Source organism: Mesorhizobium sp. P2_E6, assembly GCF_056403835.1.
Genome location: NZ_JBFUEQ010000001.1, coordinates 20,984 through 45,025, shown reverse-complemented (window position 1 = coordinate 45,025; position 24,042 = coordinate 20,984). Strand labels below are relative to the sequence as shown.

27 protein-coding genes are annotated in these 24,042 nt (G+C 64.1%); 13 read left to right on the top strand and 14 right to left on the bottom strand.

The genetic code is table 11. The features are described 5' to 3' along the window. Positions 1 to 64 precede the first annotated feature (64 nt). The 3 genes from AC1D08_RS00245 to AC1D08_RS00235 all read left to right on the top strand — a co-directional run bounded on the left by AC1D08_RS00245 (position 65) and on the right by AC1D08_RS00235 (position 1,048). Entirely contained in the window at positions 65 to 277 is a 213-nt protein-coding gene (locus AC1D08_RS00245) for a DUF1127 domain-containing protein (RefSeq protein WP_457151748.1), read from the top strand. Between the two features lie 97 nt (positions 278 to 374). Next, positions 375 to 707 carry an NIPSNAP family protein gene (locus AC1D08_RS00240; RefSeq protein WP_477422324.1) on the top strand — a complete coding sequence of 111 codons (333 nt, stop codon included), beginning with the start codon at positions 375 to 377 and terminating at the stop codon, positions 705 to 707. Further along, positions 704 to 1,048: an antibiotic biosynthesis monooxygenase gene (locus AC1D08_RS00235; protein ID WP_184872815.1), complete on the top strand. Its 345-nt coding sequence runs from the start codon at positions 704 to 706 to the stop codon at positions 1,046 to 1,048. The genes AC1D08_RS00240 and AC1D08_RS00235 overlap by 4 nt, the downstream gene beginning before the upstream one ends. A 144-nt stretch (positions 1,049 to 1,192) precedes the next feature. Here the strand turns inward: AC1D08_RS00235 and mbfA are convergent, their stop codons facing one another. After that, positions 1,193 to 2,176 carry an iron exporter MbfA gene (gene mbfA, locus AC1D08_RS00230; RefSeq protein WP_457151749.1) on the bottom strand — a complete coding sequence of 328 codons (984 nt, stop codon included), beginning with the start codon at positions 2,174 to 2,176 and terminating at the stop codon, positions 1,193 to 1,195. A gap of 174 nt (positions 2,177 to 2,350) precedes the next feature. On the opposite strand from mbfA, the gene AC1D08_RS00225 reads away from it, so the two are divergent. Together AC1D08_RS00225 and AC1D08_RS00220 are read left to right on the top strand one after the other, a co-directional pair. Then, entirely contained in the window at positions 2,351 to 2,674 is a 324-nt protein-coding gene (locus AC1D08_RS00225) for a hypothetical protein (RefSeq protein ID WP_457151750.1), read from the top strand. Positions 2,675 to 2,802: 128 nt separating this feature from the next. Further along, positions 2,803 to 3,780 (top strand): threonine/serine dehydratase, encoded by a 978-nt coding sequence (locus AC1D08_RS00220; RefSeq protein WP_457151751.1) that lies wholly within the window; start codon positions 2,803 to 2,805, stop codon positions 3,778 to 3,780. Positions 3,781 to 4,035: 255 nt separating this feature from the next. Here the strand turns inward: AC1D08_RS00220 and AC1D08_RS00215 are convergent, their stop codons facing one another. Genes AC1D08_RS00215 through AC1D08_RS00200 form a run of 4 tightly spaced genes read right to left on the bottom strand, consistent with a single transcriptional unit; the run spans position 4,036 to position 7,745 of the window. Next, a complete protein-coding gene (locus AC1D08_RS00215; protein ID WP_095083823.1) occupies positions 4,036 to 5,172 on the bottom strand; it encodes an ABC transporter permease in 1,137 nt (378 codons plus the stop codon). Beyond that, complete coding sequence (locus tag AC1D08_RS00210; RefSeq protein WP_457151752.1) at positions 5,169 to 6,089, bottom strand: ABC transporter ATP-binding protein; 921 nt, start codon at positions 6,087 to 6,089, stop codon at positions 5,169 to 5,171. Before AC1D08_RS00210 ends, AC1D08_RS00215 begins: the two co-directional genes overlap by 4 nt. After that, positions 6,086 to 7,039: an HlyD family secretion protein gene (locus AC1D08_RS00205; protein ID WP_457151753.1), complete on the bottom strand. Its 954-nt coding sequence runs from the start codon at positions 7,037 to 7,039 to the stop codon at positions 6,086 to 6,088. Before AC1D08_RS00205 ends, AC1D08_RS00210 begins: the two co-directional genes overlap by 4 nt. A gap of 13 nt (positions 7,040 to 7,052) precedes the next feature. Beyond that, entirely contained in the window at positions 7,053 to 7,745 is a 693-nt protein-coding gene (locus AC1D08_RS00200) for a CerR family C-terminal domain-containing protein (RefSeq protein WP_457151754.1), read from the bottom strand. A 104-nt stretch (positions 7,746 to 7,849) separates the two neighbouring features. Here AC1D08_RS00200 and AC1D08_RS00195 point away from each other — a divergent pair, with 104 nt between their 5' ends. The 3 genes from AC1D08_RS00195 to AC1D08_RS00185 all read left to right on the top strand — a co-directional run bounded on the left by AC1D08_RS00195 (position 7,850) and on the right by AC1D08_RS00185 (position 10,193). Beyond that, on the top strand, positions 7,850 to 8,323 hold the full coding sequence (locus AC1D08_RS00195) for a CYTH domain-containing protein (RefSeq protein ID WP_457151755.1): 474 nt from the start codon (positions 7,850 to 7,852) through the stop codon (positions 8,321 to 8,323). Next, positions 8,320 to 9,261 carry a CHAD domain-containing protein gene (locus tag AC1D08_RS00190; RefSeq protein WP_457151756.1) on the top strand — a complete coding sequence of 314 codons (942 nt, stop codon included), beginning with the start codon at positions 8,320 to 8,322 and terminating at the stop codon, positions 9,259 to 9,261. Before AC1D08_RS00195 ends, AC1D08_RS00190 begins: the two co-directional genes overlap by 4 nt. Before the next feature lie 104 nt (positions 9,262 to 9,365). Beyond that, the gene (locus AC1D08_RS00185) at positions 9,366 to 10,193 is read left to right on the top strand and encodes a C40 family peptidase (RefSeq protein WP_457151757.1); all 828 of its coding nucleotides are present in this window, start codon (positions 9,366 to 9,368) and stop codon (positions 10,191 to 10,193) included. Positions 10,194 to 10,264: 71 nt separating this feature from the next. Here AC1D08_RS00185 and AC1D08_RS00180 read toward each other — a convergent pair whose 3' ends face one another. After that, complete coding sequence (locus AC1D08_RS00180; protein ID WP_095083830.1) at positions 10,265 to 11,638, bottom strand: adenylate/guanylate cyclase domain-containing protein; 1,374 nt, start codon at positions 11,636 to 11,638, stop codon at positions 10,265 to 10,267. Between the two features lie 351 nt (positions 11,639 to 11,989). Then, on the bottom strand, positions 11,990 to 12,790 hold the full coding sequence (locus AC1D08_RS00175; RefSeq protein ID WP_477422321.1) for a helix-turn-helix domain-containing protein: 801 nt from the start codon (positions 12,788 to 12,790) through the stop codon (positions 11,990 to 11,992). 113 nt (positions 12,791 to 12,903) lie between these two features. Here AC1D08_RS00175 and AC1D08_RS00170 point away from each other — a divergent pair, with 113 nt between their 5' ends. From AC1D08_RS00170 to AC1D08_RS00155, 4 genes are all read left to right on the top strand, one after another. Beyond that, entirely contained in the window at positions 12,904 to 13,758 is an 855-nt protein-coding gene (locus AC1D08_RS00170) for an SMP-30/gluconolactonase/LRE family protein (protein ID WP_457155196.1), read from the top strand. A 92-nt stretch (positions 13,759 to 13,850) separates the two neighbouring features. After that, positions 13,851 to 14,231 (top strand): nuclear transport factor 2 family protein, encoded by a 381-nt coding sequence (locus tag AC1D08_RS00165; RefSeq protein WP_457155197.1) that lies wholly within the window; start codon positions 13,851 to 13,853, stop codon positions 14,229 to 14,231. Between the two features lie 18 nt (positions 14,232 to 14,249). Continuing rightward, on the top strand, positions 14,250 to 14,849 hold the full coding sequence (locus AC1D08_RS00160) for a DNA-3-methyladenine glycosylase (RefSeq protein WP_477422318.1): 600 nt from the start codon (positions 14,250 to 14,252) through the stop codon (positions 14,847 to 14,849). A 108-nt stretch (positions 14,850 to 14,957) separates the two neighbouring features. After that, positions 14,958 to 15,884: a DMT family transporter gene (locus tag AC1D08_RS00155; RefSeq protein WP_457152251.1), complete on the top strand. Its 927-nt coding sequence runs from the start codon at positions 14,958 to 14,960 to the stop codon at positions 15,882 to 15,884. Positions 15,885 to 15,896: 12 nt separating this feature from the next. Here the strand turns inward: AC1D08_RS00155 and AC1D08_RS00150 are convergent, their stop codons facing one another. The 3 genes from AC1D08_RS00150 to AC1D08_RS00140 form a co-directional block, all read right to left on the bottom strand. Continuing rightward, positions 15,897 to 16,376 carry a VOC family protein gene (locus AC1D08_RS00150; RefSeq protein WP_477422316.1) on the bottom strand — a complete coding sequence of 160 codons (480 nt, stop codon included), beginning with the start codon at positions 16,374 to 16,376 and terminating at the stop codon, positions 15,897 to 15,899. 181 nt (positions 16,377 to 16,557) lie between these two features. Then, positions 16,558 to 17,706 (bottom strand): amidohydrolase, encoded by a 1,149-nt coding sequence (locus AC1D08_RS00145; protein WP_457152253.1) that lies wholly within the window; start codon positions 17,704 to 17,706, stop codon positions 16,558 to 16,560. 130 nt (positions 17,707 to 17,836) lie between these two features. Next, positions 17,837 to 18,733, bottom strand: coding sequence for an aminoglycoside phosphotransferase family protein (locus tag AC1D08_RS00140; RefSeq protein WP_457152254.1), 897 nt, complete (start codon positions 18,731 to 18,733; stop codon positions 17,837 to 17,839). Positions 18,734 to 19,200: 467 nt separating this feature from the next. Between AC1D08_RS00140 and AC1D08_RS00135 the strand changes: the two genes are divergently transcribed. Further along, complete coding sequence (locus tag AC1D08_RS00135; protein ID WP_457152255.1) at positions 19,201 to 19,620, top strand: DOPA 4,5-dioxygenase family protein; 420 nt, start codon at positions 19,201 to 19,203, stop codon at positions 19,618 to 19,620. On the opposite strand, the gene AC1D08_RS00130 is transcribed toward AC1D08_RS00135, so the two are convergent. From AC1D08_RS00130 to AC1D08_RS00115, 4 genes are all read right to left on the bottom strand, one after another. Continuing rightward, entirely contained in the window at positions 19,617 to 20,882 is a 1,266-nt protein-coding gene (locus AC1D08_RS00130) for an RNA polymerase sigma factor (protein WP_095083837.1), read from the bottom strand. The genes AC1D08_RS00135 and AC1D08_RS00130 overlap by 4 nt on opposite strands. A gap of 117 nt (positions 20,883 to 20,999) precedes the next feature. Continuing rightward, entirely contained in the window at positions 21,000 to 21,371 is a 372-nt protein-coding gene (locus AC1D08_RS00125) for a YciI family protein (RefSeq protein WP_095084367.1), read from the bottom strand. A gap of 190 nt (positions 21,372 to 21,561) precedes the next feature. Beyond that, complete coding sequence (locus AC1D08_RS00120; RefSeq protein ID WP_457152256.1) at positions 21,562 to 22,059, bottom strand: GNAT family N-acetyltransferase; 498 nt, start codon at positions 22,057 to 22,059, stop codon at positions 21,562 to 21,564. A gap of 182 nt (positions 22,060 to 22,241) precedes the next feature. After that, positions 22,242 to 23,993, bottom strand: coding sequence for a SulP family inorganic anion transporter (locus AC1D08_RS00115; protein ID WP_457152257.1), 1,752 nt, complete (start codon positions 23,991 to 23,993; stop codon positions 22,242 to 22,244). Between the last annotated feature and the right edge of the window lie 49 nt (positions 23,994 to 24,042).

Sequence of the window (24,042 nt, the reverse complement as noted above, 5' to 3'; positions counted from 1 at the left end):
CGTTCCTCATCGAAGCATTCTTGTCAGATAAGCATTATTCTCCGACCAGATCAAGGAGACGACGATGACAACCGCTTCCACCTCCGCACCGCCGCTCACCAGCTGCCGATCGTTCCCGTTCGTCACCTGGTTCCGTTTGCGGCTGCTGGCTCGCTGGCATGACCGCTATGTGCAGCGCCTCGACCTTGCCGAGATCGACGATCATTTGCTGCGCGACCTCGGCCTGACACCGGAAGACGTGCGCCGTGAATGCGCGAAATCCTTCTGGCAGGCATGACCCGCAAGGGAATTGCCTAGCACATTGACCCTGGGGATGCTTCGACCCCGCTCGAAATGTCGCCGCAAGAAGACATCAACCCGCCAAGGAGACCACTATGACCATCACCTGCTTCATCCGTTATGAGATCGACCCGTTCGGCAAGGCGGCCTTCGAGGAGTATGCCCGCAACTGGGGCCAGGTCATTCCGCGCTGCGGCGCCGACCTGATCGGCTATTTCGTGCCGCATGAGGGCTCGGCCACGACGGCCTACGCCGCCTACAACATCGACAGCCTGGCGGCCTACGAGGCCTACCGCGCCCGGCTTGCCGCCGACCCTGCCGGTAAGGCAAACTATGAGTTCGCCCGCCGTGAAAAGTTCATCCAGAGGGAGGATCGCATGTTCCTGAAACTGGCTTCCGGCCCACACGCGAAACTGGTGCTGCCGTGATCGCCGTCATCTTCGAGGTCGAACCAGCGGCGGGCAGGCGCGATGCCTATCTCCGCATCGCTGCTGACCTGCGCCCTCTGCTCGACGGCATCGACGGGTTTGTCTCGATCGAGCGCTTCCAGAGTCTCTCCGACCCGAATCGCATCCTGTCCTTATCGTTCTGGCGCGACGAGGAGGCGGTCAAGGCCTGGCGCAACACCGAGGAGCACCGGCAGGCGCAGAAGGCCGGCCGTGGCGGTATCTTTGCCGGCTACCGTCTGCGTATCGCCCATGTCGTGCGTGACTACGGCCTGACGGAGAGGGCCGAGGCGCCGGCGGATAGCCGCGCAGTGAATGGATGAGGGTTAGCGGGTAGGTGTCGGCGTTGCCCCTCATCCGCCTGCCTGCACCCGGGGAGAAGGGTAGCGCTCCAACGCTGGCGACCCCCTCTCCCCGTTCTTCGCGGGAGAGGGTAAGGGTGAGGGGCGCCGACCCTCGTCGTCAAACTAAGCATTCCCGATCAGCACGCCGGCCGCGAACACCAGCGCGCCGCCTAGCACCACCTGGAAGGCGGCACGCAGGAAGGGCGTCTGCATATAGCGGTTCTGGACGAAGGCTATCGCCCACAATTCGAAGAACACCACCACCGCGGCGACCGCCGTCGCCGTCCAGAATTGCGGGATGAGATAGGGCAGCGCGTGACCGAGCCCGCCGAGCGTCGTCATGATGCCGACAGTGAGGCCGCGCTTGATCGGCGAGCCGCGGCCCGACAGCTTGCCGTCGTCGGACGCAACCTCGGTGAAGCCCATCGAAATGCCGGCGCCGATCGAGGCGGCGAGGCCGACAAGGAGCGTCTGCCAGGTATCATGCGTGGCGAAAGCCGCGGCGAAGATCGGCGCCAGCGTCGACACCGACCCGTCCATCAGCCCGGCCAGCCCCGGCTGCACATAGGTGAGGATGAACTGACGCTGCTCGGCAACTGCCTCTTCGTCTTTCACCTCGCCCGGCACGTGCTTTTGTTCCAGACGCTGCGCCAGCGTTTCGTGGCCCTGCTCGGCCACCGCCAAATCGTCGAGCAGTTTTCGGGTGGAAGCATCGGTGGTGCGCTTGGCCGCCTCGACGTAGAACAGATAGGCGCGCCGCTCCATCGCCTCGGCCTGGCTGCGTACATGCTCGATACCGAGCGGTCTCACCAGCCAGTCAGGCTTGCGTTCGAAGTAGCCTTTCACATGTTCGCGCCGGATCAGCGGAATGCGATCGCCGAACCGCTTGCGGAAAAGCTCGATCAGCGAGTCGCGATGGCCATCCTCTTCCTCGGCCATCTCCTCGAACACCTTTGCCGATTGCGGAAAGCTTTCCGCCAGTCCGTCGGCGTAGGCCCGGTAGATGCGCCCGTCATCTTCTTCGGACGAAATGGCCAGTGCCAGGATCTCCTGTTCGGAGAGCGATTCGAAGGGACGGCGGCCGAAACCGAAAACACGGGAAAGCATGAGGAATTCACCCTAGTTTAGAATGGTTCTAAACTAGGGTTTGATGTGCCCCAGGTCAATGCGCGCCTGGGTCGCGGTCAACAATTGTTGAAGCCCGCGCGCGAGCCGCACCTCTTCATTATCAGCGAATGTTCACCTATATTTGGCACTAAGCCAAGGAAAAGGATTCCGCAGATGACGGCAAAACAGCCCCCGCAACACTATGACCCCAAGCCCGTTCTCGATCTCATCGCCAGCATCGAGGCCGATCTGCGGCGCCTGAAAGACATGGTCGAGCAGCAGGTCGAGAAATTCGACCCCGCCAACCCGCACAACAAGGCCCCGGACGGCAAGTTGACCGAAGAGGGCGTCGAGTGCTGCTACCGCATGTTCGACGAAGGCAAGTCGCGCTATTCGGTCGCCCAGCAGATGAAAATCTCCTTCGCCGCCGCCACCCACCGCTTCAACAGCTGGCGCAAGCTGGGGGGCACCAGGCGGCAACGGGCGTTGTTGGGATAAGTGGCGGTTGGCCGCACGGCACAAACGCCGGCAAGACTCCCAAACCTTGTAACCGTCACATTTTTTCGTTGGTGTCGCGCGGCTGTTTCCGTGCACCATGGCCTGGCCATTTTTTCGCAGGATCCGCCATGACCACCCCTCCCGGCATAGAAGACATCCATCGCGCCGCAGCCCGGCTGTCCGGCCTGATCGTCGAGACGCCGTTGATCGAATCGCAGGAGTTGAACAAGCACTTCGGTGCCCGCATCCTGTTCAAGCCGGAGACGCTGCAGCGCACCGGCTCGTTCAAGTTCCGCGGCGCCTACAACAAGCTCTCCTCACTCAGCGAAGAGGAGCGCAGCCGTGGCGTCGTCGCCTTCTCGTCGGGCAACCACGCACAGGGCGTCGCTGCGGCGTCGGCGATGTTCGGCGTCAAGGCGGTCATCGCCATGCCGGCCGACGCGCCGGTAATGAAGGTCGGCAATGTCCGCAAGATGGGGGCCGAGGTGGTGCCGTTCGACCGCTTTCGCGACGACCGCATGACCGTGGTGCGCCCTTACATCGAGAAAGGCATGGTGCTGGTGCCGCCCTTCGACGACCCGGCCATCATCGCCGGCCAGGGCACGATCGGCCTCGAATTGATGCGCCAGGCGAAAGCGCTTGGCGTCAGCCTCGACGCCGTGGTCATCCCTTGCGGCGGCGGTGGCCTGTCGAGCGGCATTTCCATCGCCGTCAAGGACGCCTCTCCCAGCACTTCGGTCTGGGCGGTGGAGCCCGAGCATTTCGACGACACCCGCCTTTCGCTGGCCGCCGGCGCCAGGGTTTCGAACGAGCCGGGCCACAATTCGATCTGCGATGCGATCCTGACAGCCGAGCCCGGCGTGATCACCTTCGAGATCAACCGCAGAAACCTTGCCGGGGCCATCGCCGTCTCCGACAAGGCGACGGCGCAGGCGATGCGCGATGCCATGGCCTATCTCAAGCTGGTGGTCGAACCCGGCGGCTGCGTCGCGCTGGCGGCCCTGTCATCGGGCGAGATCGAGCTATCCGGCAAATGCGTTGCCGTGGTGCTGTCCGGCGGCAATGTCGATTTCGGGACTTATGCGGAGATCATGGCGGCGGCGTAGACGAAGAACGCGGCCGCCCAGGGTGACAGCCGCAGCGATCCTTCGCACCCCCCTCTGCCCTACCGGGCATCTCCCTGGCAAGGGGGGAGATTGGGCGTTATCTCTGCTTTCGCCAATCGCCGCCATCGCAGGAGCAAGCGCCGCGCTGAAACTGCCGATCTCCCCCTTGCGGGGGAGATGGCCGGCAGGCCAGAGGGGGGCGCTGTCCCTCCGGCCTTCAAAACTTCCGCAAAGCTTACGCCAACGGCGCGGCATCTAATCCAGCGTCCGCCGGAACCGGACCAGTGCGACGCCGGCAAACAATGCCACGAACACCACCAGCCAGCCGATCTCCGTTGCCACCGCGGGCAGTTCGGCGCCCTTCAGCATCACGGCGCGGATGATGCGCAGGAAATGCGTCAGCGGCAGGATCTCGCCGAACGCCTGCGCCCAGGTCGGCATGCCGCGATAGGGGAACATGAAGCCGGACAGCATGATCGACGGCAGGAAGAAGAAGAAGGTGAGCTGCAGCGCCTGCATCTGCGTGCGGGCGATAGTCGAGATCGTGTAGCCGAGCAGCACCAGCGCCAGCACGAAGATCAGCACGGCGGTGAGGAGCAGCGACATCGACCCGGTGAAGGGGATGGCGAACAAGAGCTTGGCCGCCGCCAGCACCACCACCACCTGCACGCCGCCGACCGCCAGATAGGGCAGCACCTTGCCCATCATGATCTCGAGCGGGCTGGACGGCATCGCCAGCAGGTTCTCCATGGTGCCGCGCTCGGTCTCACGGGTCAGCGCGATCGAGGTCATCATCACCATCGTCATCTGCAGGATGACGCCGAGCAGGCCGGGCACGATGTTGTATTGCGAGATGCCTTCGGGGTTGTAGCGCCGGTGCACCACCACTTCGAGCTGGCCAAGGGCTGCCTCGGCGGCCGCCTCCTGCATGCCGCGCGCCCTGAGCAGGGCCTGGCTGGCGACGGTGCCGAGCGTCGAGATGGCGCCGCTGGCGACAGCCGGGTCGGTGGCGTCGGCCTCGATCAGGATCTGCGGGCTGTCGCCGCGTTCGACCCGACGGGCGAAATCGGCGGGGATGGTGACGACGAAGGCGACATCGCCGCGCGACATCAGGAACTCCGCGTCGGCCGCACTTTGCGAGACATGGTCGAAACGGTAGTAGCCTGTCGTCTGCAGCGCCGAGACCATGGCGCGCGTGTAGGGGTCGCTGCTCGTCGCAACCAGCGCGGCCGGCAGGCTCTTCGGGTCGTTGTTGATGGCATAGCCGAACAACACGAGCTGCATCAGTGGCACGCCGAGCATCATGGCGAAGGTGATGCGGTCGCGCCGCATCTGGATAAACTCCTTGATCAGCAGCGCGCCAAGGCGGGCGAAGGAAAAGACACTGTTCATGCCATGTTGTCCTTCGAGCCGGACATGAACTGGATAAAGACGTCCTCGAGGCTGGTTTCGCCCGGCGCCACCTTCACGCCCTTATGCTCCTTCTCGACATCTGCGAGCGCGGCTTCCAGCTTCTTCCTGTCGGAACCGACGACATGCAGCGTGGCACCGAACGGCGCCACCTGGTCGACGCCGGGCCGGCCCTGAAGCGCTTCCGCCACCTGGTCGAGCCGCGGGCCCTGCAGGACGAAAGTGGTCAGCCCGGCATTTTCCACCACCTCGGCGACGGTGCCGGTGGCCAGCATCTTGCCGTAGGAAATGTAGCTGATGCGGTGGCAGCGCTCAGCCTCGTCCATATAGTGGGTGGAGACCAGCACGGTCAGCCCGCCGCTGGCGAGGCGATGGATCTCGTCCCAGAATTCGCGCCGCGCCTTCGGATCGACGCCCGCCGTCGGCTCGTCGAGCAACAGCAGCTTCGGCTTGTGCATGATGCAGGCGGCCAGCGCCAGCCGCTGCTTCCAGCCGCCCGACAAGGTGCCGGCCAACTGGTTGCGGCGCGTCGTCAGGCCGAGCTCCTCCAGCGTACGCGCCACATGCTCCTCGACCGGCTTCAACCGGTAAAGCCGCGCGACGAATTCGAGATTCTCGCCAATCGTCAGATCCTCGTAGAACGAGAATTTCTGCGTCATGTAGCCGACTTCGCGCTTGATGCGCAGGCTGTCGGTGCGGATGTCGAAGCCGAGCACCGTGCCTTCACCCTCGTCGGGCGTCAGCAGGCCGCACATGATGCGGATGGTGGTGGTCTTGCCCGAACCGTTGGGCCCGAGAAAGCCGACGATCTCGCCTTCGGCGACGGTCATCGTCACATGGTCGACGACGGTCTTGTCGCCAAACCGCTTGACCAGACCATGGACGTCGATGGCGTTCATTTTCCGCCATCCGCGAGATCGACATCGACGATCTGGCCCGGCTGCAGCGGGCCGGCGTCGCCCTCCGGCCGCGCCTCGACCAGATAGACCAGCTTCTGCCGGTTCTCCAACGAATAGATCACCGGCGGGGTAAATTCGGGATCCGGCGAGACGTAGCTGACCCGCGCCTTCACGTCCGGGCCGCAGCCGTCGCAATGGACGCCGAGCAAGGTGCCGACCTTGACCGAGGAGAAGGCAGCTTCCGGGATGTAGACGCTGAGCTTTACGGCGCCGTCGGGCAGGATCGAAATGACCGGTGAGGTCGGGCCGGCGGTGTCGCCCGGATTGCGGATGACATCGTTGACGCGGCCCGGCGACGGCGACGCCAGCACCCGCTTCGACAGCCGCCACCGCGCCTGCTCCAGGGTTGCCTGCGCCTGCTTGACCTGGTTGTCGGCGGCCTTGATCGTTTCCGGGCGCGCCGGCAGGCCGCCGACAGCGAGATTGGCATTGGCCTGGCCGACCTGCGCGTTGGCTGTCTCCAGTGTCGCCGAAGCGGTGTCGAAATCGGCCTGCGTGCCGGCGCCGCGCTTGAACAGATCGGCGGCGCGGTCGTATTTGCGCTTGGCGTCGGCGGCCTGCGCGCTGGCCATGTCGACCTCGGCCCTGAGCACCGCGATCTCTTCCGGGCGCTTGCCGATCTGCAGGTCGGCCAATTGCGCCTGGGCCTGGGCTAGGCCGGCCTCGGCCTGCGCGACCGCGATCTTGGCATCGGCGCTTTCCAGCGTCACCACGGTCGTGCCGGGTGTGACACGATCGCCGCGCTTGACGGTGACGGTCTCGACCTGCGCCACCTCGATCGGCGCCAGCAGCACATAGTCGCCCTCGACATAGCCGACGGCCAGCGGCGCTGCCGGCGCACAGGCGCTGAAAAGCTGCGCGGCGAGCGGCAGCGAACACAGAAAGCTCATGGTCTTTGCCCCTTCATCCCTGGCCCTTGCGGGCAGCCAATATGGCCTTGAGATTGCCCGATGTGACCGCCACCACCTTGGCTGCCTCTGCGGCGCCAATGTCGTTCCAGCCCATGCGGCGCATCACCGCCTCGCGGCCGATGCGGAAATAGATGACCTGGCCGATCAGCGTGAACACGGTGAGCCTCGTGGCCTCGCTTTCGGCCGGCTCTCCCGTCGCCTGCTCCCAGAGCTGGCACAGCCGGCGGTGCGTCGGCTCGAACACGCCGTCATAGATGCGGTCGAGCGCTGCCGTCGGATGCGAAAGCTCGCGCAGCACGAACTGGACGATCTCGCCGGCCTGCGGGCTGGCAACGACAAAGCCGACCATCCGCTCCAGCGCCGCGAAGAGCAGCGCTTGCGCCGCCTCCGGATTGGCCGGTCCTGCCACTGCCGCCGGCACATTGCCGAGCGCCGGGCCGGCAACCGTCTGGATGGTCTCGACGATGAAGTCGGCGGCTGCGGCGCGAAGGCCCTCCTTGCCGCCGAAATGATAGGCGATCGAGCCGATATTGGCCTCTGCCTCGGCAGCGATCTGGCGCGTCGAGGTGCCGTCGAAACCCTGCCGTCCGAACAGTTTCAGCGCCGCCTGAACGAGGGCCGCGCGCGTCATCTCGGCGGGTGACGTCTCGCGACGGGGACTTCCGGTGTCGGGTAACTTGATCATGAGGCGCACTTTAATCAATCGATTGATTAAAGTCAATGGATGACTCAAACTTGCGTACGCAACCATCTTGCCACGGCCGGCCGTTAACGCTTTAGTGCGCGGCCATGGGCAAGGAAGTCGAACGCAAATTCCTGGTCTCCGGCACAGCATGGCGGGATCTGGTCGAGGCGGATATCCGCATTCGCCAGTTCTATCTTGCCGCGACCCCCGGCCGAACCCTGCGCATCCGCATCAGCGACGAAGCTTCCGCCAAGCTGACGCTCAAATTCGGCAGCAGGGCGCGCGTGCGCGACGAATTCGAATATCCGATCCCGCTGGCGGACGCCCTGGAGATGCTGGCCTTCGCGCTCGGACGTGTCATAGAGAAGACACGCCACCATGTTAGGCATCGCGGCCATCTCTATGAGGTGGATGTCTTTGGCGGCCCGCTTGCGGGACTTGTGGTCGCCGAACTTGAGACGCCGGAGGACGTGCCTGACGAAATGCTGCCTGACTGGCTCGGCCGAGAGGTCACTGGCGAGTCTGAATTTTACAACGCGTCGCTCGCCCTCGGGGGGATTCCGGAGATCGCCGCATGAGTTTTCGCATCGATCCGCGCCTGCCGCTGACCGGCGAGGTCAGGCGTATCCTTGCCGAGGAAATCGGCAAGGCATTGGCCCATCTCGACGCAGCGCGCAGCCGGCCGGAACAGGGGCTGCACAAATGCCGCAAGCGGCTGAAGAGCGCGCGCGCCTTGCTGCGGCTTGTTCGTTCCGGTGACGGAACATTCTGCGAGACCGAGAACCAATGCTACCGCAACGTGGCGGGCCTGCTTGCCGGGCCGCGCGAGGCGACGGCGCTGATCGAGACCGTCGACCGGCTGGCGGCAAGCTTTCCCAAGGAGAGCGCCGACGACGGGCTGGCTGCGGTGCGCGACAGGCTGATTGCCCGGCAGCATGAATTGCACGAAGGCGCCGGGCTCGACGCGGCAATCGCTGCTGCGACCGCCGCTTGCGAGGAAGGCCTGCACCGGATCGAAACCCTCGCTCTGCCCGATCAGCCGGAACAGGCCGCCGATGTGCTTGCCGAAGGCGCCCGCGCCACCTTGCGCCGGGCCAGGAAAGCGCTCGACAAGGCCGGATCGCGCGGCGCGGCCAATGATTTCCACGATCTGCGCAAGGCGGCCAAGACGCACGGCATGCATCTGTCGCTGCTCGGCAGGCTGTGGCCGACGCCGATCAAGGCCAGGCGCAAGGCGGTCGACGCACTGGGTGAACGGCTGGGCGACCTGCATGACCTGTTCGTTATGCGCGACCTGCTCGAGGCCGATGACCGTCCGCTCGGATCGCCCGAAGACACCAGGCTCCTGGGCAAGCTTCTGAAGCGGTCGGAAAAGCAGCTGAAGAAGTCCTGCCTGGCTGAGGCGGCCGAGCTGTTCGGCGACAGTCCCAAACGCTCGACACGCAAGCTGGCACGCAAGGCGCGCGGAGATCTGGCCGAGGCAGCCCAGGACGATCTGATCGCAACCGCCGGCTGACGGAGCTGTCCTCTCCCTTCTCCCCTTGTGGAGGGGGAGCTGACGTCGGCGCAACCACCCTCCCGCTGGCACCCAGCGCCTGCCCGTGCTAATCGGCATTTGGCATGACCGAGCTCAGAGACACGCTTCTGGATCGACTTGGCCGCCGGCTCGCCGGCGCGCTGCAGGAAGAGTCTTCCGGCTACGAACCTTATACCCCGTCCGATGCCGAGACGCTGCGCCGTGCGCTGGAGCCCGGCGACATCCTGTTGATCGAGGGCAATCAGAAGATCTCGGCGGTGATCAAGTACCTGACCCAGTCGACCTGGTCGCATGCGGCCCTTTATGTCGGCGATGCGTTGCCCGAGCCGCAAGACGGAACGGAGCGGCCGCGGCTGATCGAGGTCTCGATGGGCGAAGGCTGCGTTGCCGTGCCGCTGTCGCGCTATCGCACCTACAACACCCGCATCTGCCGGGCAAGCGGCCTGGCGCCGGAGGACCGCGACAGGGTCGTCGCCTTCATGATCGGTAAGCTCGGCCTGAAATACGATCTCAAGAACATTCTCGACATGCTGCGCTATTTCCTGCCGGCGCCGCCGGTGCCGGTGCGCTGGCGCCGACGCATGCTGGCATTCGGCTCCGGCGACCCGACACGGGCCATCTGTTCCTCGCTGATCGCCGAGGCCTACGGCCAGATCCGCTATCCGATCCTGCCCGAAATCACCCGCGCGCCCGGCCGTGCTTCGGCGCAGTCCAACTATTCACGCAGGGAAATCCTGCATATCCGCCACCACTCGCTCTACACGCCGCGCGATTTCGACCTGTCGCCCTATTTCCGCATCGTCAAGCCGACGCTGGAATACGGGTTCGACTACCGGGCGGTGACGTGGGACGACAAGGCAAGCTCAGACGCCGCACCCGCAAAGGCTGGGGCAATCGCCTCAGACAGGTGATGGACATGCCCCCTATGGCGCGGCCTACCGCCTTCCAGCCGGGGTGCAGGCGTTTCACATGGCGGCCTACATCACGCCGAAACCGCACCCTGGTTTTCGGCTCTATGTTCGATCCAGACATGGACCGGTTCGTCCCGGCCCCGGATGCTCACCGGTCCATGATCGCGCGCATTCAACTGTGTCGTGGGCGATTCCGCCTTCGCGGCGTCAATCAGTCGTGACCCAAAGCAAATATTCGCCTGGAGCTCACGGCATAGTGACTGCAAACGGCTGGCAACGTTGACGGTGTCGCCAACCACCGCGAAGGACAGATTGCGCTCGCTGCCGACCGCGCCGATGACAACTGCGCCATATTGTGCACCGATCCGAACGTCCAGCGGCGGGTATCCCCTGGACACCCGCTGTACATTCCAGTCTTCGAGAGCGGCGACCATCGCTTCAGCGCACTGGATGGCCCGAGTCGCGTCGTCATGGCTGGCTTGCGGAACCCCGAATGTCGCCATGATGCAATCGCCGATATAGTTATCGACGGTGCCATGGTGGTCGAAAACGACCTGTTCCATGCGACGGTGGAACTGACGCAGAAGTTCGAACACTGCTTCGGCCGGATGATCCTCGGAATAGTGTGTGAAGCCGACGATGTCGGCGAACAGCACCGCGATATCCTGCCGGCGGACCGGGCCGAAGGGCTCGTCATCGGTGGCGAGCTGGTCGACGACATTGGGCGAAAAATGCCGGGCGAGATTGGCGCGGGCGCGCTCTGCCTTCACATAGTCTTCCGACAGATGTCGGGAACGAAAGACGACCAGCGCCATGATCGCGCCGATAATCAGCACAACCAACACGTTGGTCGCCTGCGCAAATGTATCGACGAAATTGGGGTTGAGATAAAGGTTCAGTCGCTCTGTCATCGGCAGCGAATAGAGGTTCGTCGCCGGAATGACGGTTCCCGGATGATAAATCACCCATTCCACCCCGATCGCCCATGTCAAGGCCGCGAGCGCGCCAAGATAGAGCGCCAATCGTGTCGAAAGGGTCAGCGCGCCAAGGCATACGAAAATCAGCAGGAATTTGAAGCTGCCCTCGCGCAGTTGCATCGCGGCCGGCGCGACCTCCAGGGAAAACGGGTTGGGCGTTACCAGCAGAACGGTCAACAGAATGATGTCCAGCGTACCGACGAGGTAACCGATCCACCATCGCGCCGTCGTGCGACGGCGCGCAAAGAGAAACTGGATCAGGCCGATGAGCTGGAACAGCACGAGGCCCGTCAGCACGAAGAGCAGCGAAGCATCCCAGCGGCTGATCAATGAAAAGAAGCAGGCGATCACAGCGAGCGATGCCGTACGCGCCCAGAACTGCAATGCAGCACCCTGGCGTTCTGCGCGCGCCCGCAAATTTTTCAGGCGCGAATAGCGGCGAAGTTCAAGTGTTGGCGCGGTCGGCATAGGATCACTTCGATTTCACGGGGGACGTGCCACGCATCGGCAAACCCGCCCTCTACAGTCTGACAAATCAGTGCGCGAACTCTATCATGAATGTGATTTCATTCTGAAACGCGGCTGCAGAGAGCAAAAATATCCGGAAAAAAGATCATGGTGAAAACCGAAGCAGGACAGGCGGAAGCTCCCTGTTCAGGTCACCAAAAACCGCAGCGCCCGGCGTTATTCTCTGCATGGATGCGTTCGGCCGGCGCTGGGCGGCATGGCGGAACGCTTGGCTGCAGAGGGCTATACCGTGTTGGTGCCGGATCTGTTCTATCCCAACGCGCCCTATCCTGCTCGGGATGATTGGCCGTTTCAGGCCGGTAACGGGCGGCGTCCCTTTGCAGCGGCGGCGGGCCGATCGAACGCTCCGGCATCGCGCGGATGCGGCCCAATCGGCATGATCGCCGGAAACGGTGTTGCACCAAACGCGAACGTCCATTTGTAGCCGACCAATCCATCCTCCGGCGTGGTGTGCTGGTCGTGGTGGGCAAGCAATTTGACACGCCCGGCGAGCTCCTCCGCCTCGCGCCGCACCATCTCCGCCGTCTCCGGCCGCATCCGCCTGGAGAAGCTGACGAAGGTCGCTTCGTTGTCGATATGGGTGATGGCCCAGCCGATGAAATTCTTGTTGGTTATCTCGAACAGCGGCCTGAGCGGCCCTTCGAAATTCCACTGGATCGGCGTCTCGACCAGCAATCTTGCCGTGAGACCCCGGCCGAGCGTGACCAGGCCGAGCTCCTCCAGATCGCGCAGATAGAGGAACATCGAGGCCTCGCTCAGGCCTTGCGAGCGCATGATGCCTTCGGGGGTGAACTTCTCCGACAGCATGACGAAGATGAACAGCAGCGCCGGCCGGCCGGCGAGCTTGCGCTCGATGTCCGGCGCGATGTGGTTGACCGGCCCTGGCCCGCGGTTCATCGAGCCGAGCACGTTTTCCAGTTCGACGCCGGCAGCCGTGCAGATCTCCATCAGCCGGTCGAGCTTGCAGTTGCGCTCGTGGAAGATGCGCTTCACCGTCGGCTCGGAAACGCCCATGCGTTCGGCAAGCTGGCGATAGGTCACGCCTTTGGCCTTCAGCGTCCGCTTCAGCGCCTCGAAGATCAAACCGTTCATCGGATGCACCTCTTGCCGGCAGTTTCGTATCGATTTACGATACTAGCGGTAATCGGCCTTTTCAGAAAGTATCGAAAACCGTAGCTCTTCCCCGTCATCACAGGAGAGCACTCATGAACCGTTTCATCCCCCTTTTCGCATTCATCGGCATCGTAGCGGCGCCCGCCGCCCAGGCTGGCGAGCTCTGGCGCGCGACGGGCCTTGAACAGCCGGAATCGGCGCTGTTCGACGCCGCCAACAACCGCATCATCGTCTCCAACATCGTCGGCAATCCCGGCGATGCCGACGGCAACGGCTATCTCTCGGTGCTGTCCAGCGACGGCAAGACGGTCACCCAGCACTGGACCGACGGCATGGACGCACCCAAGGGCATGGCGATATCGGGCGGCAAGCTCTATGTCGCCGACATCACCAAGGTTCGCGTTGTCGATCTCGCCAGCGGCAAACTGGTTTCGAGCATCACGGTGCCGAATGCGGTCTTCCTCAACGACATGACATCAGACCAATCCGGCAAGGTCTATGTCACCGACATGCTGGCCGACGCCATCTACCGCATCGACGGCGGACGGCCGGACCTGTTCGTCAGGGATGCGATGCTGGCTTCGCCCAACGGCGTCATTGCCGACGGCAACCGGCTGATCGTCGCCTCTTGGGGCAAGGGCATCAAGCCCGACTTCAGCACGGCGGAGCCCGGCGGGCTGCTGTCGGTCGATCTCGCCAACAAGGCGGTTTCGCCCTTGCTAGGCGCGCAGAAATTCGCGGACCTCGACGGCGTCATCGCCATCGGCGACACCATCTACGCCACCGCCTACATGACGGGCACGCTTTACCGCTACCGTGCCGGCGGCACGCCGGAAGTGGTGGCGCATTTCAAGCCCGGCAGCGCCGACATCGGCACCGACGGCAAGTCGACCATTTTCGTGCCGCTGATGAACGAGGGCGAAGTGGCCGCGCTGACACTCGACTGAGGGTTGTTCGCGACATTGTTAGCCGGCTCGCTCCTGTCTCCTGGCTGGCGTATGGTACGCTGGCCCGGCATAGGCGGCGAAGGAGGTTTGATATGGAAGACCGGGAGATCCGCGCGGCTCTGGATCGCCACTGGGCCGCCTCCGATGCGAACGATTTCGAGGCGGAGCACCAAATTTATCGGGAGGATGCGGTGCTCGACTATCCGCAATCGGGCGAGCGCATCCACGGAAGGCGGAAGATCCAATCGTCCCGCGCCGCGCAGCCGAACCTGAAGCGCTTCACGGTGCGGCGGATCATCGGCGCCGGCGACCTCTGGGTCACCGAATATGTCCTGGCCTATGACGGGCGGCCGTCTTACACGGTGAGCATCATGGAGTTCCTCGATGGCAAGGTGGCCCGCGAGACGCAGTATTTCGGCGATCCGTTCGAGCCGGGGCCTTCGCGCGCGCAATGGGTCGAGCGGATCCCCTGAACCCTGGCCGTCGTAAGGATGGTCATCCGCCCACTTGCCCGCCCGGAGCTGCCGAACGATACGGCCGCTCTCGCCCGCTATCTCATTGGCAAGGTGGTGGTGCGAGAATTGCCGGAAGGGGTCGCGATCGGCCGCATTGTAGAGACCGAGGCCTATGTCGTCGGCGATGCCGCCGGGCATGGCTATCGGGGAATGACCCCGCGCAACCGCTCGCTGTTTCTCGAGCCCGGCCACGCCTATGTCTATGTCGCCTACGGCATCTCATACATGCTGAACGTCTCGAGCGAAATGCAAGGGATCGGAACTGGCGTCCTGATCCGGGCGCTCGAGCCGCTCGAAGGCATCGCCATCATGCGGCTCAATCGCGGCATCGAGCGCTTGCGCGACCTGGCGCGAGGACCGGGAAGGCTCGCCACGGCGTTGCGGATCGATCGTTCGCTCGACGGGCTCGATCTTTGCCGGAAAGGCCCGCTATGGCTCGGACATGGTGAGGACGACGAGGTCGGCGAAATCGGGCAGAGCACCAGGATCGGCATTTCGCGGGACGCGAGCCGCCTGCTGCGATTTTATGTCAGGGGGAGCCCGTTCGTCAGCGGGCCGAGATCGCTCAACGAATAAGGGGACAGCCCCCTGTCTCGACGGACACAAAGCCGGTCGGGATTGGACCGCCATATCGACGGGGCTGCCATCTGGTGCTGCCGTTCGCTCCGGGATATCCGGCTGCACATGAGTGAAGCCGTCAAGACATCCAGCCTGGCCGGCGCCGTTTCCCCGATGACCCCGGTGCTGGTCTGCGCGTTCGCGATCTTCCTGCTGTCGGGGATGGACGCGGCGATGAAGACGCTGGTTATCGCCGTCGGCGTCTACAACACCGTGCTGTGGCGCAGCATGGTCGCGACTGTCGTCGCCGGTGCAGCCTGGTCTGCAGGGGCGCGCTCAAAGCCAACCCTTGCGGTGCTGCGGCTGCATGCGCTGCGTGCCGCTGTCGTCGGCATCGTCCTGATATGCTTCTTTTGGGGTCTGGCCAGGCTGCCGCTGGCGGAGGCGATCGGGCTCAGCTTCATCGCGCCCCTGTTCGCCCTCTTCCTCGCCGCCTTGTTGCTGGGCGAGCGAATCCGACGGCAGACGATATGGGCATCGCTGGCCGGCATCGCCGGCGTCGCGATCATAATGGCCGGCCAGTTCGGGCGGGAAAGCTATTCGCACGATGCCATGCTGGGCACGGCGGCGGTGCTCGTATCGACGGTGTTCTATGGCTACAATCTGATCCTGGCGCGGCAACAGGCGCAGTTGGCCAAGCCAATCGAGATCATGTTGTTCCAGAACCTTTGCGTCGCCATCCTCCTCGGCCTCGCCGCGCCGTGGCTCGCGGTGGCACTGCCGACCAACCTTTGGCTTCCCCTGGCCGGGGTGACAGTGCTGTCGCTTGCCGGGCAATTCCTGATGAGCTGGTCCTACGCCCGCGCCGAGGCGCAATATCTGATCCCGACGGAATACTCGGCCTTCATCTGGGCCATCGCGCTTGGCTGGTTCTTCTTCGACGAGGCGGCGACCTGGACCACGCTGACAGGAGCATGCCTGATCGTCGCCGGCTGCCTGATCGCGGCGCGCTCAAACCCGAAGCTGGCCGAGCCGATCGAGGCGACAGTCTGACGGTGCCTGTCGTCAGCCGCGCCGTGCGGCCTCGATCGCGGCGACGTCGATCTTCTTCATGTCCATCATCGCATCAAAGGCGCGCTTTGCTTCATCGCCGCCGGCAGCCATCGCCTCGGTCAGCACGCGCGGCGTGATCTGCCAGGAGACACCCCATCTGTCCTTGCACCAACCGCATGCGCTTTCCTGGCCGCCATTGCCGACGATGGCGTTCCAGTAGCGGTCGGTCTCTTGCTGATCGTCGGTGGCGATCTGGAACGAGAAGGCTTCGTTGTGCTTGAACACCGGCCCGCCATTGAGGCCGAGGCAGGGGATGCCGGCGACCGTGAATTCGACCGTCAACACATCGCCCGCCTTGCCGGACGGATAGTCGCTGGGCGCACGATGGACGGCACTCACCGCGCTGTCGGGAAAAGTCTCGGCGTAGAAGCGGGCTGCAGCCTCGGCGTCTTTGTCGTACCATACGCAGATCGTGTTCTTGGCGATTGCCATTGCTTGTCCCTTTCCCTTTTTGAAGCCATTGCGGCCCGGTTTCCCACGCACCCCCGGCGGCGATTCAGAGTCAGCCTCGACGGTGCGAGCGCAAAATGCGCTCATGCCACCGGATGTTCCGCCCACGAAACGATGTTCCTGTGAGCCGGATTTTCTGCATTCGAGTTGACCGAGGCCGGCGCTAGCCAAGGAGGTTGCGCAGCGTCCGCATGAACACCTTCGACCCGATCGGGATCAGGTCGTCGGGAAAGTCATAGTCCGGATTGTGCAGCGCCGGGTGCCACTCGCCCGCGCCAAGGAAGAACATCGCCGATGCTGCCTTGTGGCCGAACACGCCGAAATCTTCCGAGGCGCGCATCGGCAGGTTTTCTTCGCCGTGCGGGACGCCCTCCTCGTCGAGCGCTCGCCGCAGATGCTCAACCGCCTCCGGTGCGTTGACGCTGGCCACGAACACCTCATGATAGTCCCACCGGGGCGACAGACGATGCTCGGCGGCAATCCGCGTGACCAGGGCTTCCGCGGCGGCGCACAAATTGGCCATGCGGTCGTCGCGCCGGGTGCGCAGCGTCGCCCAGATCTCGGCCTGGCCGGGCGCAATGCCGAACACGGCTTCGCCCATCTCGGCATGGGTGACGGTGACCATGCTGAAGTCGTCGTCGGCAAAGGTTCCGCGCCCGAGCGCAGGCAGGGCCGGCATCAATTGGCTGATTGCCACCATGGGCGAGATGCCGGTCTCGGGCATCGACGAATGCGCGGTCTTCCCCTCCAGCACGATGCGCATGCCGCGCGATGCACAGTTCACCACGCCGGTCTTGAGCCGGACCTCGCCGAGCGGCACGCCCGGCAGATTGTGCAATGAAAACGCGAAATCCGGCCCAATCGCGCCGAAGCGCGGATCGGCTACGACGCCGGCCGCGCCGTTGCCGGTTTCTTCCGCCGGCTGGAACATCAGCACGACACGGCCGCGAGCCGGCCTCTCGCGCCCCAGCTGACGGCCAAGCGCCGCCAGGATCGCGGTGTGTCCGTCATGGCCACACATATGCGACTTGCCAGGCACCAGCGATGCATGTGGCGCGCCGGACAGTTCGTGGATCGGCAGCGCATCGAGTTCCGAGCGAAACAACAGCGTCGGTCCGGCCTTGCCGCTTTCGTAGACCGCCGCCACGCCGTGCCCGCCCAAGCCGGTCAGCACCTGGTCCGGTCCCGTATCGGCGAGGAAGTCGACGACCTCTTTGGCCGTCCTCTCCTCCTCATTCGAGATTTCCGGGCGCTGGTGCAGCTGGCGCCGCCATGCCATGAGCTCGACGATGTCTCGATTGGTCAGGGTCACGTTGTCGGCCTCCGCTTGCGTTCTGCATAACACACGCAACGAAACTTCCGCCAAGGGACAAAGGCGGTCAATCCGGAGCGGGTTGTGCCAGAGCGAGTTCCGGAATGGCGCGCGCCCCGACTACCAGAGTTCAGATGTCGGGATCATCGAGAATGCGAGAGAGCGTGCTGCGCCCAAGCGCACTCATGGCGGGGTTGGTGCGATGGTAATACCAGACGAGACCCAACGCCTGCTGGAATGCCCAAGCCGCACCACGCTGCCACCAAAGGTCCTCAACTTGAAGGCCGCACCGAAAGGTCGCCCTTCGCTCGCGGTCCAGAAGATGCCACGCGACGACCAAATCCAGCGACGGGTCGGCTGGTCCGAAACTGCCGACATCAAGCACTCCGACAAGACGCTCGCCCTGCACGAGAAGGTTTGGTGGGATAAGGTCCTTATGACTCATCACGACAGGCCCAGCGGATGGCAACTCGCGGAAGCGAGCCCACAAGTCGCGCAGGCGAGCCACGTCGAGAAGGCCCTCGCTGTTTTCAAAGCAAACATTCATCCAATCGTCATGATCTGAGAGATGTCCACCACGTCCTTGACCGTCGAAGCGTCGGCCCCGTGTGTCCGCTTTGCGCAACGATGCCACGAGGCGCGCAAGGTCCAGGGCGAACGTCGTCGATCCACTTAGCCCGTGCGGCGTGGCGACCTCGCCTTCGATCCACGTTTGCAATGCCCATGGCATTGGATAGTGAGGACCTGGCTTGCCGAGCCCAATCGGTTGAGGCGTCGGAAACAGGCAATGTTCTCCAATCTCGACCATGGCAGCGGCCTCCGACCGAAGCATATCGGCGCATTCGGTCGGGTTCATCGCCCGCAGTGGGAACCGCGCAGCGCTCTTCGAGCCAATGCGGAAGATGGCATTGACGGTTCCCGAAGATCTAACTGAGGTGATGTCCTCAAGACGATACTGGGGAAACTGATCGCGGATCATCTGGCGGGCGATATCGATGTCGATATCCACCTGATCGTCATGCATCATGAGTTCTCGTCCTGCCGAGCTCGGCATGAAGGGCAAATCGTTTGGTGGTTTTAGCGAATGCACGGACCTATGTCCGCTTCCATGTCTTCGCAGTCGATCCCAAAATGTCTGAAACGAGGCACTTTTCAGACAGGCAGCCCAGGGTCGGGAACTTGCGGCTTCCGGTCCACTCGCCCGACCCGAAACAGGAAGCCGACCCCCGCCGCCGCCCAGTCACCATGAGCCAGGACCATCATGAAGTCCGCGCGGCGTATCGAGACGCCTGTCATCGCACACCCCCAGTGAACCCGATGCTCGTCCCGCGTGCCGTCAACACCTACGGGAAAAATTCCAAGCCCGATGTGCTATCCTGCGAGAAACAGACGACTGGACCGAACTCGAACGAATCCGCACCGGTTGCAGACAAGGCGTCCCCGCTTCGGGTACAGTTGCGCCGAAAGCGACAATCATCGAAGGAGACTATCGAGGTGAACGAAGACGCCGCCAGCCCAAGGCCGCTCGCGGAGATTGCCAGCTATCATGCCCATATCTACTACGACGGGCAAAGCGAGCGACAGCATGCCGAATGGCTGCGCCTTCGCATCGGGGAACGTTTCCGCGTACGCCTGGGCAATTGGCATGAGCAGAAGGTTGGCCCGCATGATCAGGCAATGTACCAGGTCTCATTTGCGAGCGAGATTTTCGCCTCACTCGTGCCGTGGTTGATGCTGAACCATAGGGGGCTCAGCATACTCATCCACCCGAATACGACCAACCCAAGGCGCGACCATCTGGTCGATCCGATCTGGATAGGCCGGCCGCTGGCCGTGAACGGCGATAGTCTCCCGGACGATCATGAGGCGGAAGAGGCGCTGCCGCCCAACACCAACCCGTCTCTCTCGGCCTAGCAATTCTCGGCGCAAGCGTCCGCGCGGGCGAGGAGAAAGGCGGCTTCCCGCATGTTGCGGGTAAGCGTGGCCGCAGTCTCGAATTCGGAGCGGGCCTCGGCCAGCCGGCCGGCCCGAAACAGGAAGTCGCCCCTCGCCGCCGGCAGTGGCGCATAGTTGCGCAGCGCGGCGGCGTCGGCAATCTCGTCCACCAGCCGCAGGCCGGCTTCGGGCCCGAAGGCCATGCTGTGGGCGATCGCTCGATTGAGATCGACCACCGGTGAGGGCATCACGGCCCGCAGCCGGTCGTAGAGCGCTGCAATGCGGGGCCAGTCGGTATCGGCCGGGCTGCGTGCGCGCGCATGGCAGGCCGCGAGTGCGGCTTGCAGTGCATAGGGGCCATCGCCCCCGAGCGTCTCGGCGCGAGCCAGCGCGTCAAGGCCCCGGCGGATCAGCAATTGGTCCCAGCGTGCGCGATCCTGCTCGGTCAGCGGCACCAGGGCACCGTCCGGGCCAATGCGTGCCGGCAGGCGCGATGCCTGGATTTCCATCAGGGCCAGCAGGCCGAACACTTCGGCATCCTCGGGCATCAGCCCCGCCAGCATGCGGCCCAGCCGTTGCGCTTCCCGGCACAGGCCCGGCCGGACAAGATCGTCGCCCACCGTGGCGGCATAACCTTCATTGAAGATGAGGTAGACGACCTCCAGCACCGAGGAGAGCCGCGCCGTGCGTTCGGCGCCGCGCGGCACCTCGAAACTCAATCCGGCCTTGCCGATCGTCCTCTTGGCGCGGACGATGCGCTGGGCGATCGTCGCCTCAGTCGAGAGGAAGGCACGGGCGATCTCGTCCGTCGTCAGACCGCCGATGACACGCAGCGTGAGCGCGGCGCGGGCGTCGGCCGAAAGCACGGGATGGCAGGCCGTGAAAATGAGGCCAAGCAATTCGTCGCCTAGATCGTCGTTCATGGCCGCTTCGATCATCCCGGGCGTGTCGTCGACCTCGCCGTCCAGCTCGCGCGCGATCTCCTCATGCTTGCGTGCGCGCATCTTGTCGCGACGGATCGCGTCGATGGCGCGGCGCTTGGCCACCGTCATCAGCCAGGCACCGGGATTGGCCGGAACGCCGGTACCGGGCCATTGCGACAGGGCAATGACCAGGGCGTCCTGCGCCAGTTCCTCAGCACGGTCGACATTGCGCACGACGCGGGCCAGACCCGCGATGAGCCGGGCCCGTTCAATGCGAAAAATCGCTTCGATCGCCTGGTGCGTCTCGCCTGCTGTCATGCCGCCGCATTGTCGGCCAAAGTCACAAGGCAGGCAAGCAGGCTGCGGCCGACAGTCGCTAGGGCCGCTGAGCTTCGCGCGGGTCCGTTCATGAATTTCCGTGACCTCCGGCGTCCGCTACTCCTGCCAATCAGCCATCTCGTACAACGGCCGGATTTCGATCTCGCTCGGTCCCGGCATGGGGTTGGGGCAGCGCTTCACCCAGGCGACCGCCTCATCCATGTCCTTCACTTCCCAAAGCCAGAAACCGGCGACCAGCTCGCGGGTCTCGGCGAAAGGCCCGTCGATGACCCTGCGGCCGGGACCATCGAACGCAATACGCTTGCCTTCCGAGGAGGGTTTGAGGCCATCGGCGGTGAGAAGGATGCCGGCATTGCGCAGCTCGTCATTGTACTTGCCCATCGCCTCCATCATCGCCGTCGTCTCGGGCGTGGGGACAAAGCCCTTTTCGCTGTCTTCGGTCGCCTTCACGAACACCATCACACGCATCGTCTGTCTCCTGTTCTGAGCCGGCCTCATCGACCTCGCATCGAAACGACGAACGGGGTCTACGGAAATCGACATCGTCCCGCAAATTTCTTCGACGGTTGAGGCGCGCACCCCGCTTCCGGGCTGGGGATCGAAGTCGGCAATGGTCAAAAGCCGGAAGCGGACACCCGAAGACAATGGTTGCGAACCGCTAGCGTCCCAGGCCTGGCTCGGCAGGTCGCGATACATACTCGGGAAACTCCGCGGCGCCTCGGCTCAGGGCCTTCACCATGAGAAGGCCGTCATCAAAGAAGCCGTTTCGAACATAAAACTGGTGCGTGGGTTCCTTGCCAAGCACCATGGCGATACGAAAGACAGCGCATCCAGTCCGCTCGCCCTCCGCCTCGATCCACGCCATCAGCCTGCTGCCCGTGCCAAGGCGGCGCAGCGTCGTGTCGACCACCACATGGTCGGCTTCGATGTACTTTCCACACCAGAGCTGAATGCCCGTCCAGAAGCCGGAGACACCCACTATCCGATCGCCGACATAGGCCGCGATACAGCGGTAGTTGCCCTGCGCGAGCATGGCCGAGAGCCGTTTCCGAAACGCTGCTTCGTCCAGGTGCGAGTGGCTCAGCCGGTACACCGGATAGATCGAGAGCATCTCATCGAGCCCGTTGAGTTCACGAATAACCACCTCGTCGGCCACGACAGCCCTCCTCCCCTGTCGTTCCACTTTGCGGTCGATCCCGGCTGCGGTCCAGTGGGATCATCCAAATCGGGGGATTGAGCCAGTGGCCGCTTCGGGTCAAAAACGGGGCCTGGCGATCGGCGCTGACGGCGGACAAGTTTCACCTGACCAAGTGGCTCCCGGCCGGCAAATCCCGACCACTACTGCGTCTCTTCTCGTTTCCCGTTCAGCTGCGCCCGCGCGTCGCGGATCGAGGCGGCATAGGTCACCAGCGGCCGCTTGACGCCGTGGTTGATCAGTATTCGCCGTGTCTGCGGCGAGGCGCCCGATATGATGAAGCGGACACCGGCGCGCCTGGCCTTGTGGGCGGCGCCCTCGATGACATTGGCCGCGGTCGAATCGAGGAACGGCACGGCCGAGCAGTCGAGGATGAAATTCCTGCGCTGGTCGGCGATGCGGTCGAGCACGGTGCCGACAGTCGATGCGGCGCCGAAGAAGAACGCGCCGGAGATGCGGTAGACGACGGTGTCGACGTCGCTTGCCTCGCTGGCATCATAGGCGCTGCCGCTGCTGTCGGCGACATCCTCCTGCACCAGCGGCAAGTCGGCCTCGACCGCGATCGACTTGGCCATGCGGTCGATGAACAGGATCGACCCCAGCACGAAGCCGACGACGATGCCCTCGGTCAAGTCGCGGAATACGACGAGCAGGAAGGTCACCATCAGCACCAGCGCGTCGCCGCGCGACGCGCGCAGCAGCGTGGCGAAAGCCTGCTTCTCGAACATGTTCCAGCACACCACCGCCAGAACGCCGGCAAGGGCGGCAAGCGGGATGTAGCTGGCGAGCGGCGCGGCCACCAGCATCAGAGCAAGCAGGATGGCGGAGTGGATCATGCCAGAAATCGGTCCATGCGCGCCGGCCCGCACATTGGTCGCCGTGCGGGCGATGGTGCCGGTGGCGCAGATGCCGCCAAACAGGGCCGAGGCGATGTTGGCGAAGCCTTGCGCCACCAGCTCACAGTTGGAACGGTGCCGCCGACCGGTCATGCCGTCGGCGACGACCGCCGACAGCAGCGATTCGATCGCGCCTAGCAGGGCAAAGGCTATGGCATCCGGCAGCACGTCAATCATCCTGCCCAGGCTGACTGGCGGCAAGGCAGGCATTTGCAGGCTGCGAGGGATGCCGCCGAAGCGGGTGCCTATCGTTTCCGCCGGCAGCGCAAACAGCGCCACAACCAGCGAGGCCAGGCCGATGGCGATGAGCATGGCGGGCCATGTCGGCCGCCAGCGCTTCAGTCCGGCGATGGTGACGATGGTCAACACCGCCACGAAGGTCGCGGCTAGGTTGATGGTGCCGGCCGCCTCACCGATCGCCATCAGCTTCGGCACCAGCGGTCCAGGCTCCTTGCCGGCAAGTTTCAGTCCGAACAGTTCGACGATCTGTCCAGAAAAGATGATGACGGCGATGCCAGCGGTGAAGCCGACCGTCACCGGATAGGGGATGAACTTGATGTAGGTGCCGAGGCGGAGATAACCGATGGCAAGCAGGAAAACGCCGGCCATCATGGTCGCCAGCAACAGCCCGTCGACGCCGACCCGGGCAACCGTTGCTGCCACCAGCACGATGAAGGCGCCGGCGGGCCCACCGATCTGGAAGCGGCTGCCGCCGAGCGCCGAAATGATGAACCCGCCGATGATCGAGGTGTAGAGGCCACGCTCCGGCGTCACGCCCGAGCCAATCGCGATCGCCATCGACAGCGGCAACGCGACGATGGCGACGGTCAGGCCGGACATGAAGTCGGCCTTGAACTGCGGCAGATGGTAGCCCTCGCGCCAGACCGTCACCAGCTTTGGCGTGAACAGTTCGGAAAATGTCGGCTTTGCCGACCCTTGGGCCGACTTCTGGGCCGACCTCTGGCCCGGTTGATGCACTGCCCGCTGCGCCTGATCCATGGACTGGTTTCCGCTCCAGAAGGCGGCGGGATCGTCGGCAGGACTGTCG